We start from the raw sequence: 14,696 nt of genomic DNA, 5'->3' as shown, positions 1-14,696 counted from the left end.
TAGGAGGGAGATGTCGTGACTTTGTCACGACAGAGGGAGGGCTCCCAAACACCAACCAGATATTTACCCGCCCACTCCCCTCAGTCACCTTCGGTGACAGCTCGTCCCGCAAGAACGGACAACCTTGCGGTCGCATTACCTTGCTCGCCTGCCGGCTCGCTCGAGCCCTGCGAACGCCACCAGCGTTCGCTTCACGGGCCCGGCCTCAGCGAGGGGAGCCGAATCCAGTGGCTCCCCTCTCTGAGGGGAGTCGAGAGCCTGAGCAGGCCTAGCCCTACTCCAGATTGCCGAGTGGGTCCCGACCGCAGGTGTAGACCTGATCGTTCACGCCACCGGTCTCGGGGTCGGGCGTATACGGACCGGTACGGTTCTTGGAATCCCGCTCGTAATCGGCCTTCGAATACGTCTTGTCGACCAGACCGTTGTCGATCAGGCACTGGATCGTCGCCTTCGTCATGTCGCGCGCGTCCGGGTTCCGCAGCGCCTCGAAATAGACGTTGTACACGTCGGCGAATCCCTGATTAGTGTCGCACTTACGAGCCACCGCCTCGGTCTCGCCCTCGCCGTTCGCGTCGCGCGGGATCACAGTCGCCGTCAGATCATCGTCGTACAGGATGTCGTAGCCTTCCGCGGCGTAGCAGTCCATCTGCTGACGCTGCAGATCGTTCATCTCCTGCGCCGTAATGACACCGTCCTTCATGATGTCGGCGATCATGGCGGAATGCGTCCGCTCCTGTATCTGCTTCAGCTCCCGCATCTGCGACGACGCCAGCCGAACCGTATCCCGCGTGAACGCCTCGCTCCCCCGCGACGATACGCCCCTCACCGGCGCGCTCCCACACCCGGTCAGCGCAGCGCAGAGCAGGAGCGCGATTGCGGCGAGGACGTGCCGGAGACGATGGTGGTTCCTGAAAGCGTGTGGGCCGTTGTTACGGGCGACGGTAAAGCGGAATCCGGTCATGGACTCTCCTTTCCGGTGGGTGGGGATAGACGGTTGCCGCCCGCCGTTTTCGTACGGGACGTGCCCTCCCTCAGTCCGCCTTCGGAGGCCAGCTCCCTCCCATGGAGGGAGCACGCGACTACTCTTCAGCATTACAAATCCGTGTCCCTGTCGGTTTTCTTCCCTTCACCGGGATTCCTCGCCGCGTGGATTCTCGAGACCTGTCCGGTTCTCGGCTTTCCGACTCCACGGCAACATTGCGGCGCTCTCCCGAGAGGAGCACGTATCTCAACTCGTTCAGGGTAGAAAGACGGATATGTGGACGGCAACGTGGGTGTCCTCAAATGTGGACGGCGGCGGCATGAGTGGGGATGGCGGCTTGCAGCATCCAGCTGTCGTCGATGGCGGCATATGACAGAGAACCGCCGATGTCCTGCAATCGCCGCTGATAATAAGGCAGCCCGGCCTGTGCGCCGGTGCCAATACCCGTGCCAATACCGTCAACACCATCACCGTTGTCGAGGTCACCGCCGGCAACGGTATCGTCATCATTACCGATACGCACACGATTCGACCGGCCATCGTCCGGAGCAATGGCGTTGGTCTGCGTGATGTGAATGCCACTGTCGGAGCAGGTGATCGCGATCAGATAATCGTCACATAATCGTTTGTCCGACCATTCAACATATTCGGAAGCGTGTTCCGAGCGCTTGGCATATTTGAGGATGTTGACGAACAGTTCGCCGAGAAGTTGTTCGGCCAACTCACCGACTTTCTCATCGCATCTCGCAGCGCTCCCGGAGATCCGTACCGCGCCATGCAGATTCAACAGGTCAAGTCGGTGACTCCAGTCCTCGGAGACCCAAGTCATTCGGTGAACCACGCTATCAGGCACGGCACTCGTATGCCCACCTGCACAGACATTCACGCAGTCGTTCATGCAGGCATCCGGCCCATCATCAACGGCGGCAGTCTCCGCCGCGGTCCCTTTCTCGGACGACCGCGATGATTCAGCGGACAGCACTCGCACGGCCTGCCAGACACTGTGGAGTGCATCGGCCGTCTCCTCATTGACCAACTTCCACGATTGCGTGTCAGCATTCTGCGTGTCGGCACCCGCTTGTGAACTTGCACGTTGCTCGCTGAACGCGGAGACGAACGCCAGACGTCCGGCGACCGTGTCGTGAAGCACATGCACCAATTGCAGGTCTCGCTGCAGTTGCGCCAGCTCTCGTTCCCGTAGCCGCAATCGCGTCTCCGCTTCCTGTGCATCGGCACGCCAGCGGAAAGTTAAACCAATAAATAAAGGTGTGGCGGTCATCATGACATCGCCCACCCAGCCCGCCAACGGCATGGTCAGCATCCATGTATGCAGGCTCACGAATCCCGTGGCCGACGCGATGGCGATCATTCCCAACGCCACGGCCGAAGCGGCGTTGACCTCGAACGCCAGTAAGCCGATCAGCGCATACTGAGCCCAGTCCGCCCACGACGTTCCCAGCACACCGCCTGTAGGCACGGATGCCATCATCGCGAGCGCGGCCAGCACGGCACCCCGGCGGAGGTCGACCATGGCAATCAGCATCGACATGATCAGCGCGATCATCACCGAGATCTCGGGCCCCGGCAAACCGGCTCCGGCAGCCCACATCGGATACCAATCCAACAGGGAGAACACGATAGCGAGCGCAAGCGCAGCGAATCGCAAACGGTGGGTTCGAGCGAAATCAGCGATGGGTTTTGCAGCCGTATTCACTTCGGATCGGTCATCGTTCGCCGTTTCGCTCTTCGTGGTCTCACTCATATCCAAAGCGCTTCTACCCAGCATGACCACTCCCTATTCGTCCCGCATCGTGATCCACAACATGACCGCCTGGCTCAGGGTGGCGGCGTGCAGTTTCGCCTTGATGCGCTTCACGTGCGTGCGCACGGTACCGGATGCGATGCCGAGCTCGTCGGCGATCCGCTCCTGATTCTTTCCTTCGGTGCATGCCTGCAGCACGCGCAGTTCCATGGGAGACAACGCGTCCACGCCTTGCGGCGGAGTCTCGCGCAATCGGCGATGCGTCGCTTCGGCCGTCTCAAATTCCGTTCCGCATTTCGGAAGATCCACACCGGCGGACAGTATGCGGCCGAGCGATTCAAACAGCGCCTTCATGGATTCTTTGCCGACCAGTCCCTGCGCTCCGGCCTCGCTTGCCTTGCGCGTGTAAAGATTCAGAGGGAACGACGTGATTCCCAGCAATCGGGTCCGCCCGTCACGACGGCGAATTTCCCGGCATACGCGGATTCCCGACATATCCGACAACGACATGTCCACGAGCAACACGTCGGGAGCCGTGTTGGGGTCCAGCACCTTGACGATCGACTCGCGACCATCCGTGGTCGTCCAGATGACGGTCACGGCGCGGAATCGTTGCTCCAGCAGGCCGGCGAGCGCGGTCAGTGTGATCGAATCGTTATCAACGATCGCCACGCGTATATCACCATGTCCGGCGGCATTGCCGCGCGTCTTCGGGTCGATCATACCGCCTCCTGTGCTCGTCCGATCATCAAGCAGTATATGAGGTTTGGAGAGGTTATCAGAGGAAGGGAACCGACGATGAGTAATGCCGCGGGCCTCCCGTGTGGGACATCGAATTGTGCTAGACCTAGAGAAGACAGTGCGTCGTCTCATGTCGAAGTCTGACATGACGGCGCATCAGGGGCGAAAGAATGGACGAAGAAGTGAGCACTACAAACAGTTGGGGAAAGGCGAGACAACAGGTATGACAAGCGAGACGACAAGCCCGATGACGGGCGACAACGCCAACGGCACCCCGAACACCACAAACGAGAACACCGAAAACACCAACACCAACACGACATCAACTCCGAGCGCCATTGAAGCGGCGACCTCCAACGCGCCGGCATCAGCTCCGATGATCACGCCCGGCGTCACCACCATGCACGCATGGCAGGTGCGCGAGAACCCCGGACCGATCGAGGACGATCCGCTCGAATGGATCGAAAAGCCCATTCCGAAGCCCGGCCCCGGTCAGGCGCTAATCCGCGTGCTCGCCTGCGGCGTGTGCCGCACCGACCTGCACGTATCCGAAGGCGACCTGCCCGCGCATCTGCCTCATGTGACCCCCGGTCACGAAGTGGTGGGCGAGATCGTGGCGCTTGGCGCCGATCAGGGCGTCGACATCCACGGCCAGCGTGTGGAGCTGCGTGTGGGCGAGCGCGTGGGCGTGGCCTGGCTGCGGCACACGTGTGGCGAATGCGACTACTGCGTGTCCGGCAAGGAGAACCTGTGCCGGCATTCTCTGTACAACGGCTGGGATGCGAACGGCGGCTATGCGGAATACATGGTGGCGCCCGACGACTACATCTACCCGCTCGACGGCCTGCTCAACAGCGGGTATTCGCTGGAGACCGCGGCTCCACTCATGTGCGCGGGCATCATCGGCTATCGCGCGCTGAAGCGCACCGGGCTGCTCGACGGCGTCACGTTCGCCGACATCGAGGCCGGTCGCGCTCGCGAGCGCATCGCCGAGATCGTGGGTCATCGTCCGGCATTGGGATTGTATGGGTTCGGCGGTTCGGCGCATATCACCGCGCAGGTGGCGCTAGCGTTGGGCATGCGCGTGCATGTGCTGACGCGCGGCCGCGACGCGCAGCGCCTAGCGCTGAATCTGGGATGTGCATCGGCGAACGATGCGTACGATCAGCCGGATGAGCCTCTGGATGCGGCGATCATCTTCGCGCCGGTCGGGGCGATCGTGCCGCCCGCGTTGGAGGCGTTGCGTTCGGGCGGCGTGCTGAGCCTGGCGGGCATTCATATGAGCGACGTACCGCCGCTCAACTACGAGCAGCATCTGTTCCATGAGAAGGAGATCCGCTCGGTGGAGTCGAACACGCGGCGTGACGGGCGTGAGTTCCTCGCGTTCGCGGCCACGCATCCGATCAAGATCGACGCGCACCCGTATCCGCTGGATCAGGCGCAGAGCGCGCTCAAGGATCTCAAGGCCGGCGCGTTCACCGGCGCGGCCGTGCTCATGCCCGGAAATACGGAACAGTAGTTCAGGAAAAATCGCATAACTGCAAAGTAGCAAAATCGGAGCGCTGGAATTGCAACGCCCCGGATTCCGTACTTTGCAGTTGTGCGATTTTTATCAGCGCCAAGAAGCAAGAGATTGCAAGAATTAATATCCTGAGATATAAAGCTACCCGAAAATGACCGTTGAGATGGCGGTAAGCGACACCAGCGAGAACAAGGTGCTCACCAGCACCACTCCTACCGCGTATTCGGGCATGTTCTTGGACCGTCCGGCGAACATGGCCACGGTGGTCATGGTGGGCAGGCCGGAGATCAGCGACATCATCTGGATCATCTCGTGCGTGATGGGCAGCGGCGTCACGGCGGCGAGCGCGCTCATGGCGAAGTAGAAGCCGACCGGGAACGCGAGCATCTTGACCACAAGTCCCACGTAAAGCTCATAGCGTTTGAATACGCCCCACCATTTGGTGAGCGCGAACAGGCCACCGAGATAGAACAGCGACAGCGGCGTGGCCATCTGGCCGATGGTGTGCAGCGGAGTGAGGACCATGGGCGGCACCCGCCAGCCTGCGATGATGATCACGAGCGCGATGAGGATTCCCGCAATGGCGGGATTGGCGAAACGCTTGAGCAGCGCGAGCACGGATTTGCCGAAGCCATGCGACGACCTGGCAGATGCGGCAGCATCCGGGGCACCGGAAGCGACACCGGGAGCCTTCACCCTCTCGCCAGACTCACCGGACGCACCGGCCCCGCCCTTGGCCTCCGATGCATCCCTCACCGGCTCGCACAGCCACACGCCGTACGTCCACAGCAGCGCCTGATCCACAATCGACATGAGCACGATGAACATGGCCCCGTGCTTGGGGAACAGCGCGAGCACGAGCGGAATGCCGATGAATCCGGCGTTGCCGAAGATGAACCCCGCCTGGAATAGATGGCTGCGACTCCCCCGCAGCCGAATCGCCCATGCCGTCACGAAGAACACGAGCATGAGCAGCCCGTACATGGCGGCGGTGAGCAGCATGATGCCCCAGTTGCCGACCAGGTCGGCACGCGTGGTGCCGTCCACCGCGTTGCTGAACACGAGCAGCGGGATGAGCACACGGGTGAGCAGCATGCACATGCCGTCGAGCGTCTTCATGCCATAGAACCGCAGCCGCACGCACCCGTAGCCGATCATCATCATGATGAAGAAACCGACGATCTGCCCGACCACGATATCGAACTGCGACATGCTCCCGCCTTTTCCGTTGCTCCCCGATCACGTATGACGTGACAGCGCCCCTCAACCGATCGGCCGAGGGGCGTCAAATACCGAGTCTGTTCTACTTGTCGGCGGAGACCTTCGGCCGGCTCCTGCGCGAACGGTCCACCTTGTTCACGGCGGACCTGAGGTCGCGGTCCTCCAAGTGCTGACGCCACTGGCAGAATCCGCCGAACACGATCAGCCACACGAGCGCGGCGATGGCCGAGCCACGCGTGTCATCGGAGATGAACAGCGTGCAAAACACGAACACGAAGAACGCGATGGCAAGCGTATTGGTGAACTTGTAGGCGGGCATCACGTAGCCGTCGGCCATGAAGTCACCGCTCACGCGGTAGCGACGGTGGGCGATCATCGTCAGCGTGTAGATGAAGATGATCACGGCCGAGGACGCGGACGAAAACAGCACGAACGCGCTGGAAACCTGCGGGAACGCGTTGATGATCGGGGACAGCACGATCATCAACGCGGACACGACGATCGCGCGCGCCGGCACGTGGTTCTTCGAGACCACGCCGAGCCGCTGCATGGCGGGCGACGGCGATTCCTTGGCCAGCTGGTAGAGGTGGCGTCCGGCCGAGTAGAGCAGTGAGTTCAGTGCGGACGACGCGGCGGTGATCACCACGAAGAACACGAGCGCGGCCGCCCAGTCAAGACCGGCGTACTTGAACACCATGATGAACGGGGAGGCGAACGATCCGTCGGCGTTGGGCTGGAAGTTGCGCCACGGCACGATCACCATGATCGCCACGAGCGCGCCCACGTAGAAGATCAGCACGCGCAGGATGATCTCGTTGATCGCCTTGGGCAGCACCTTGCGCGGGTTCTGCGTCTCAGACACGGTCACGCCGATAAACTCGATCATCTGGTAGGCGTAGAACACCATCTGGAAGCTCATAAGCAGGGCGAGCCAGCCGTTCGGCGCGAGCGAGAACCCGTCGGTGATGTTGGAGAAGCTCACGTGGCCGGCGGGGCTGATGTGGTCGGAGCCGGTGATCTGCACGGCCGGGTAGTGGTAGCCGATCACGAGCATGACCACGGCGGTGGCGATCATGCCGCAGATCAACGTGATCTTGATCATGGAGAACCAGAACTCGGCCTCGCCGAACACCTTCACCGCAATCAGATTGATGCCGGACAGCGCCACGAGGAAGCACAGCTCAATCAGCCATTTCCAATGACTGAGATCAATGCCGAACGTGTCGAAGAACGTGACGAAGTATGTGGACACGGCCGTGATCTCGCTCATGCCGATGAGGATCAGCACGATCCAGTACGTCCAGCCGGCGAAGTGCCCCCAACCGCGGCCCAGATAGCGGGTGATGAAGTTGATGAACGTGTGCTGGCTCGGATCGCGGTACATCATCTCGCCGATGGCGCGCATGAGCAGGAACATGATGATGCCCACGGCGATATAGACGAACACGATGCTCGGACCGGTGAGCGAGATCGACTTGCCCGAACCGAGGAACAGGCCCGTTCCAATGGTTCCTCCGATGGCGATGAACTGCACGTGGCGGTTTTTCAGGCCACGGTTCATCTGGTTTTCCGCGTCAAGTTCCTCGACGTCTTGCATACACTCCTCATTTCCCGCCATGTGCGCGGCGGCAATCGCGATACGATGCGGTTCCTCGTGCGATTCTTCGCAATATGGCAATTGTTTTAGATTACAGAACCTACGGGAACTTTATGTAACGGAGGTAGTGGATGCGGACGGGAGGAAAGCTACGGCCTGGCGCCGCCGGCGGGGTGGGCGGCACGGGACTCGGCACGCGCGGATGCGGACGACGGTGACGTGGACGCTGTTGACGTGGAGGTCGACGGTCGGGCGGCATGACGGGCGAAGGCGTGTTCCATGACGGCGGTGGAACGGGCCACGACGCCGCGTAGCTGTGCGATCTCGCGTTCCAGTTCGTCGATGCGCCTGGTCTGCTGATCGAGCAGTAGTTCGCGGGCATCTGGTCTGCCGCCGTTCCACAGGCCGGACATATTCTCGCCGCGGACCGCACTGGCCACGGCCTCCCTGCGGATGCGGAGCACGTCACCTTTGGACATCATCGTCGGCTCCCCCGGTAGTCTGGTGTGCAGACAGCCGTCGTCGTGCGTCATGCAGACGGTGCGGGATGCGGCGGGATCGGTGGCAGTGGCCGTGCCGGTGTTGGTGCCGTCGGTGCCGTCGGTGCAGTCAGTATCGTCGGTGCCAACACCGGTGTCAGTATCATCGGCGTGGTCAGTGCAGTCGGCGTGATCAGGGAAACGACTGAGGACACCATTGGCAATGGGATCGGAGAGGCCCGCCTCGGCCGTTGCCGTGGTGCCGATGCTGGATGACGCTGCGCCGCCTGCCATCAGTCCTGCCGCAATCACTCCGTTGGGCGCATCGGTTGACGTCATCGCTCCACCGACCGAAGTCATTCCGACACGCATGCCCGAAACCGCGGCGACGCTTGCAGGCATTCCACAGATCGATCCCGTTACGCCGACCGGCCGCGCCGTTGTCCCGCCAGTCGACGGCGAACCCGCTCCATCATTCGACGTCTCACCGATCGGTGTAACGCCAATCGACGCTGCCGACGCTGCACCGCCGTCACGTTCCTGCTGCATACGGATGCGGTCCACCGACAGCCGGCGACGGATCCCCTCCGAATCGCGCCAGCGGGCGAAGCAGCGTTCGATGCGCTTGCGTCCGACCAGTTCCGGATCGAGCCCGGCCTCGCGGAAGATAGCGACGGGCGATTCGCCGTCCATGTACCGGGCGATGCACGCGTACTTGAATTCGTCGGTGTACAGGATGCGTTCGGTGCCGGCATAGTACACGGCCGGCAGTGAGCTGAGATATTGGCGTTCCTCTGCGGTGAACATGACGATCTCCTTTGATCGGTGTTGGGTTGTTATGGGTGAATCAGTATCGGTATAAGCGAAGTTGGCGCCGTCCGACTGCGGCCGCACCGCTACGATGCCGGCACCGCTGTGGCCGGCGATGCTACTCCTGCAGGTGCATGCCGTTGCGCTGCAGCGCCCGCCCGTGCAGGTAGGAGATGATCGCCGCGGCCACGAGCAGCGCCACGATCGGGACGAGCATCACCACGCCGGCCGCACCGGTCTTCGGCAGTGCCGACACGTTGCGCACATTGCCGACGGTGTATTGGAAGGTCGGCACGCCATCGTTCGCGTCTCCCGAACCGTCCGCGTCTCCCGCATTCGCCGAACCACCTGCATTCCCCGAGCCGTTACCGTCTCCAGCGACGCCACCACCCTGCTGCACGAGTTTCCACACATCCCCCTCGGGCGCGCCGAAGGTCACGGTTCCGAGATGATGGTCGCCCCACGCGTCCGCGCCGTCCGGCTTGGAACTCGAATCCTGCTGATACGCGGCGGTGATGGTGAAGCTGAACGTGGGCAGCACGGCATTCTGATAGTCGTTGGGCGCCTTGGTTTCCGTCACGGTATACGTGCCGGCATCCAAGCCGTCCAATCCGTCGATCATGCCGTCAGCGTCGGACGTGAAGACCATGGCGTCGGATTCGTTCGATGTATATATCCATCCGCCGGACCTGGCGTCGTTGCCCGCCTGATCGGCATTCACGCCCTCACCGGCACGCTCGGCGCTCGCAGACTCGTACGTCTTGAGATATCCACGGTCCGCGGATTTCACGATGAACCCAGCGCCCTCGAGCGGCTGGCCCGTACCGAGATCGGTCTTGCGGATGCGAAACCGGAACGTGTACACGTTCACTTCGCCGCCGGGAACGGTGGCCTGATCGGTCAGGTCCTCGGGATTGTGCGAATAGACGAGATCCACCTTGTTCGGGTTGCCCTGCGGCAGTCCCGGATCGGAGACGACGGCGTTGTCGTTGAGCGTGGCGACGATCAGCACGGTCACGTCCGCGCCCTCCTGCAATGGATTGGCGTTGTTGGCCTGGTTCACGTAATTGCCTAGATCGACGGTGATCTCGGTGGCGGGTTGGCCGATCAGCGCGTCGGGCACCTGACCGGCCGCGCCCTGCCGGGACTCATACGTGGTCGCGCGCACGCTGATCGTGTAATCGCCGGCACCGTCGCCGGTCGCCTCCGTGAGCGTCGTTTCGCCGATCCGTACCGAGGCGACACCGACGTAGGTGAGCCCCTGGCTCATGGTGTCGAGGATGCGGTAGATGCGGCCGGTGGGCGCGTAGCCGGTGTAGGCGGGCACGGTCGAGGTGATTTCGTAGTGGATGGTGTCACCGATCGTGTAGTCGGGTTCGGGCTGCGGTTTGCCGTCGGGGTCGACGATCTGCTTGTGGATGGGAACGGACTGGTTCTTGAGGTTGATGACGCCATCGGCGAGCGTGGTCGACGAGTTCGTGGCGGCGTCCCAGACCGTGAGCCGGGTGCCGGCCACCATGCGGATGGAGTTGGTCCATGACGTTGAGTCCGTATCCGTTTGCGACGATGATGGCGATTGCGCTTGCCGTACACTGACATCAACGATCAGATAAAGACCGGGGTCGAGTCCGTCAAGCGTGACCGTGACCTGCTCTCCGGTGGCGACGATGGTGCCATCATTCGCGGTGACGGTAGCGGGTTCGCCGAGTTCGCTGGGGTTGAGCGCGGTGGCAAGCGCGCGGGTGAGACCTGTCCAGGGCGAGGCGGCGCTGTGATCGAGACGGCCTTCCACCTGTACGGCCCAGGCGAGCGGGTCGCCGTCACGCTCCGCGTCGTATGCCGGATTCGCTTGGGCCATGGCGTTCTGAATGTGCTGGTAGGCGGATGCCGGTTCGGTGACGGTTTTCAGTCCCGCGGTCCCGGAATGTTGCAGGATGTCGTAGTTGCCGAGCTGATAGGCGGCGAACGTGTGGCCGCGAATCTGCGCGCTGGTATCGGCGGTGATGGTGATCGAGGTGCCGACGACCGGATGGTCCGCGGTGGCGTCGGCGTCTTCGCCAGGTGTGGCCGAAGCCGGCGGAGCGACTGCACTGACCATGCCGATCGATACCAGTGCGATGGCGAGCACGGCCAGTATGGAACGCATAAGGCGAGTGACGTGTGTGAGACGATTCATGATGATGCTCCTTGATTGACGATTACTGATGCGAACTCTGTGTTTCGTGCGTCTGCTTGTTTCGCAGTCGTATGGCGGCGGCACGGAGTCCGACGGCCAGGGCGAGAAGTCCGCTACCGGCGAGCACGCACGGTATCAGGCCTCCGCTGCCGCCGGTCATGGGCAGTTCCACCACCTGGTTGACGCGGTGGTTAGTGGCGGTGGCCACGCAGACCGGTGAGGTCGGCATATCGTCGGCGGCGATCATGCCGGTTACGGCGTTGGTGCATCCGACGGCGACGTCGGGGCCTGTCGCGGGACCGTCCGCAGCCAGAACTCCATTGGGCTGAGCGGTTCCGCCGGACTGATCGGCGTGATCGGACTGTTCGGCGAGACGAACCGTACCGTCACGAACGACGACGAGAAACCAGACGTCCTGTTTGTTGGCGTAGATCTCCCGTCCGTCGGCGTCGATCGGCGCGCGAATCTCACGAATCGTATACGTGCCGTCGGGCAGATTGTGCACGTGGATCATGCCATGCTCATCGGTGGCAAGATCGATCACGATGGCGTCGGCACCGTCGGTTTTGCCGGCGTCACCGGTATTGTCGACGCTGCCGGCGGGCGTGTGGTTGTAGGATCCGGCACTGTCTGCGACCGGTGTGAAGACCAGCGGTTTCGCGGGGATCGTGCCGTCATCATTGTCGGCGTCCGGCAGTTGCCGGCCTTCGAATATCCGGAATATGGCGTCGCGCAGTGGGTTGCCGTTGTCATCGACTTTGAGGAAACGGAATCCGGAGTTCACCACAATGAATCGACAATCGCCGTTGGTATTGCCATCGTCGTTCTCGCAAAACGCGCCGGCGCGGTCCGAGATCGAACGATAGTTCAGCGTGCCATCCGCGTAGAGAATCACCTTGAACTTCGGCGCTTCGCCAACCGGCAGCACATATCCGGGCGGCGCCTTGGTTTCGGTGATCGTATAGCTGACGGACTCCCTCAGCAGCTGCCCGTATCGGTCCGAATTCGGATCATCGTCGTAGCCGAACACGTCGATCAGATCGATGTCAGTGACATGCACCCGACCGTCAGCGCCCGACGTCATACCATGCGAGGCGTTGGGCGCGTTCCCGTTCACGTACCGGTATGTGCCCGGCTTGTCGCCGGATTGGGTAACGGACAGGTCGTCGGCGGTGAACTCCGCGCCGGGCAGTGGCGTTCCCTGCTCGTTCTGCTTGGTGAACGACAGGTTCCCTCGTATGGAGTTGACGAATCGAGGTGCGAACGTGAGCGTTTCTGCGTCGAACCGACCGCGCTCGCCTTCCGTAGCGCCATTATTGGTCAGATCGTTGCCGTTCCGGTCGTGCGTTTTGACGATGAAACTGTCGGCGGTCAGGCGCATGGCGTTGCGTTCGTCGATCTCGCCGCGCACCCAGATGACGTATCGGGACAGATCGTAGGTGACGGCATTGACGTTGGATGTGTTGTCCTGCTGGGTGACGCAGCCGCCGCTCGGCCCCTGCTCGCACAGCTGGTAGGAGAACCAGCGGGAGGATGACGAGCCGTATCCCGGCGAGACATCGTATGTGGTGTAGGCGATGGTGAGGTGTGCGCTCAGATGGCTTGCGGCATGGGATTCGGCGGTTGAATTCGCGCGAGTGTCGCCGTTCTGCCCGGCTGAGGCGTCTGACGAAACGTTCGGCGAAGCGCCGGAAGCCGCTTCAGCGTTGCCGGGATTGATCGAGAAGGCGAAGGACTGATCGTTGGCGCCGTACCAGTCCTCGCCCATCGTCGTGCGATCGTCGTTGATCAGAAAACCGCGGTTCGGCATGGGCGTCATCTCGGCCGAGGTGTGTACACCATCACGATCGTTCGGCAGCGCGGTCAGCAGCAGCTTGAACTCGCCAGGCTTCTGCGCGCGACCGACCATGAGCTTGCTGGGATTGACGGTGATCGAGTCGATGTTGGAAACCTGCGGGGAGACGATGCCGCCGGCCGACACCGCACTCTGACTGTTCCCCTCACTCGAATCCGTCAAAGACATTTCGGACTCAGACAAATTATCCGGTGCTGCATCTTCAAAGTTCATCGGAGAATCTTCCAAAGGAGTGATGATGTCACGACCTGTGATATCCGTCAATTGAGTAACAAATGAACTATTGACTCTCCAATAGGAATCAGCTTTATGACTCACTTCGGTAATCACTTCCGAAATATCCCGCCCAAAGAACACATTGCCTTTGCTCTCCTCGTCAGGTGACGGACGGGACATGGTCACGCGATATTTGAACTGATGAGCCTCATATGGTTGCGTGTAATCGTCGACTGCGACGGGGAAATACACTTTCGAGGTAGCGCCGTCGCTCCCCCAATACGCGTATTCCATTTCCTCCATTTGCGAGGCCGTACAGTATCGGGCACCGTTGTCCAGTTCGCCGTCGCACCCCTGCGGCATTGGCGACCACGATCCACCATCCTTGAGATTCGGCGCATCAGTCTCGATCCACGCCTCCCCTTCAAGCCCATCGGCGCTCAGCGTGCTCTGATACCAGCGCCCCTCGTCCTTCCACGTGCCATCGCCGTTCTGCTCGGTGAAGCGTTGCTCGTAGACGTACCAGGCGCCGTTGGCGGCATGGTATTCGGGCCAGAGTACGAACTGCACGCCACCGTTCCGGACGCCGACGGTGCCGTCGGGATTGATGGCGTGGTTTTTCGAGGCGGCGGCCACATCGTCGAAGCCCACCGCGTCCGGTTCGATCTTGGCGACGATGAACCGGCTGCTGGAAATGTGCACGCGCTTGCTACCAGTGTTGGCGACCCGCGTCGTTGCGGAGTCGACCTGGGTTTGACTGGAATCGCCTCCGGAATCATTCCGTATGGAGATCGATCGCGAGTCATCGTAGGTGCCGGGAGGAGCGACCAACGCCGCCAGAAACAGCAACAACGCGGCGATCAGTTTGCCGATCATGCTGCCAAGCGATGCGGTGAGTAGCGTGACGCATCTTGTCACAATGAGAAAACCCTTCATATCCAGCCTCCATTGCTGATCTCTCGTTCAGGTACGGCCCATCGTATGGCCCCTGTTTCGGGAGCCATACCCCCGTAGGGGTGTGAGGGGAGGAATCAGCAATGAAGGCGGAGGATCGAGGGCAATGATTGCAACTGGTGAGATGGAGGGGGTTCCATTTGACCACATTGGCAGGCAAAGCCACAGCACCCATGGAAGGGGGTATTGAGAGAGCGGGCGAGCGCGGAGAAGGAATCCTGTCGCGGTGAAGCATCGTCACCTCATCCGTCCGGCTGCGCCGGCCACCTTCATCTGCAAGAATGGATGGCCTGCGGCCGGCGATATTCTGCTCGCCTGTCGGCTCGTCCTCGCCTATGAACAGTCCACTGGACTGTTCATTTGACGGCTCAGCCTAAGGGG

Annotated in this window: 10 protein-coding genes; 2 read left to right on the top strand and 8 right to left on the bottom strand. The window is 61.7% G+C overall.

Features of this window, described 5'->3' with window-relative positions; all coding sequences use genetic code 11:
* Positions 1 to 274: 274 nt before the first annotated feature.
* From D2E23_RS10005 to D2E23_RS09995, 3 genes are all read right to left on the bottom strand, one after another.
* Entirely contained in the window at positions 275 to 826 is a 552-nt protein-coding gene (locus D2E23_RS10005; protein ID WP_126030765.1) for a hypothetical protein, read from the bottom strand.
* A gap of 454 nt (positions 827 to 1,280) precedes the next feature.
* The gene (locus D2E23_RS10000; protein ID WP_126030764.1) at positions 1,281 to 2,744 is read right to left on the bottom strand and encodes a hypothetical protein; all 1,464 of its coding nucleotides are present in this window, start codon (positions 2,742 to 2,744) and stop codon (positions 1,281 to 1,283) included.
* A 33-nt stretch (positions 2,745 to 2,777) separates the two neighbouring features.
* A complete protein-coding gene (locus D2E23_RS09995) occupies positions 2,778 to 3,467 on the bottom strand; it encodes a response regulator transcription factor (RefSeq protein WP_164520778.1) in 690 nt (229 codons plus the stop codon).
* A gap of 241 nt (positions 3,468 to 3,708) precedes the next feature.
* Between D2E23_RS09995 and D2E23_RS09990 the strand changes: the two genes are divergently transcribed.
* On the top strand, positions 3,709 to 5,004 hold the full coding sequence (locus D2E23_RS09990) for a zinc-dependent alcohol dehydrogenase family protein (RefSeq protein WP_206432038.1): 1,296 nt from the start codon (positions 3,709 to 3,711) through the stop codon (positions 5,002 to 5,004).
* Positions 5,005 to 5,148: 144 nt separating this feature from the next.
* Here the strand turns inward: D2E23_RS09990 and D2E23_RS09985 are convergent, their stop codons facing one another.
* The 5 genes from D2E23_RS09985 to D2E23_RS09965 form a co-directional block, all read right to left on the bottom strand.
* Positions 5,149 to 6,219, bottom strand: coding sequence for an AEC family transporter (locus D2E23_RS09985; protein ID WP_126030762.1), 1,071 nt, complete (start codon positions 6,217 to 6,219; stop codon positions 5,149 to 5,151).
* Positions 6,220 to 6,310: 91 nt separating this feature from the next.
* Positions 6,311 to 7,846, bottom strand: a complete 1,536-nt coding sequence (locus D2E23_RS09980; RefSeq protein ID WP_126030761.1) for an amino acid permease — start codon at positions 7,844 to 7,846, stop codon at positions 6,311 to 6,313.
* 128 nt (positions 7,847 to 7,974) lie between these two features.
* Positions 7,975 to 9,111 (bottom strand): hypothetical protein, encoded by a 1,137-nt coding sequence (locus D2E23_RS12050; protein ID WP_126030760.1) that lies wholly within the window; start codon positions 9,109 to 9,111, stop codon positions 7,975 to 7,977.
* Between the two features lie 121 nt (positions 9,112 to 9,232).
* Positions 9,233 to 11,290 carry an isopeptide-forming domain-containing fimbrial protein gene (locus D2E23_RS09970; protein ID WP_126030759.1) on the bottom strand — a complete coding sequence of 686 codons (2,058 nt, stop codon included), beginning with the start codon at positions 11,288 to 11,290 and terminating at the stop codon, positions 9,233 to 9,235.
* 22 nt (positions 11,291 to 11,312) lie between these two features.
* Positions 11,313 to 14,297: a prealbumin-like fold domain-containing protein gene (locus D2E23_RS09965; protein ID WP_126030758.1), complete on the bottom strand. Its 2,985-nt coding sequence runs from the start codon at positions 14,295 to 14,297 to the stop codon at positions 11,313 to 11,315.
* A 244-nt stretch (positions 14,298 to 14,541) separates the two neighbouring features.
* Between D2E23_RS09965 and D2E23_RS11655 the strand changes: the two genes are divergently transcribed.
* A complete protein-coding gene (locus D2E23_RS11655; RefSeq protein WP_164520777.1) occupies positions 14,542 to 14,679 on the top strand; it encodes a hypothetical protein in 138 nt (45 codons plus the stop codon).
* Positions 14,680 to 14,696: the final 17 nt, after the last annotated feature.

Source organism: Bifidobacterium callimiconis (genome assembly GCF_003952005.1).
In the GTDB taxonomy this organism is placed as follows: Bacteria; Actinomycetota; Actinomycetes; order Actinomycetales; family Bifidobacteriaceae; genus Galliscardovia; species Galliscardovia callimiconis.
Note: the sequence above shows the minus strand (reverse complement) of the source record. Positions and strands in the feature narration are given on the sequence as shown.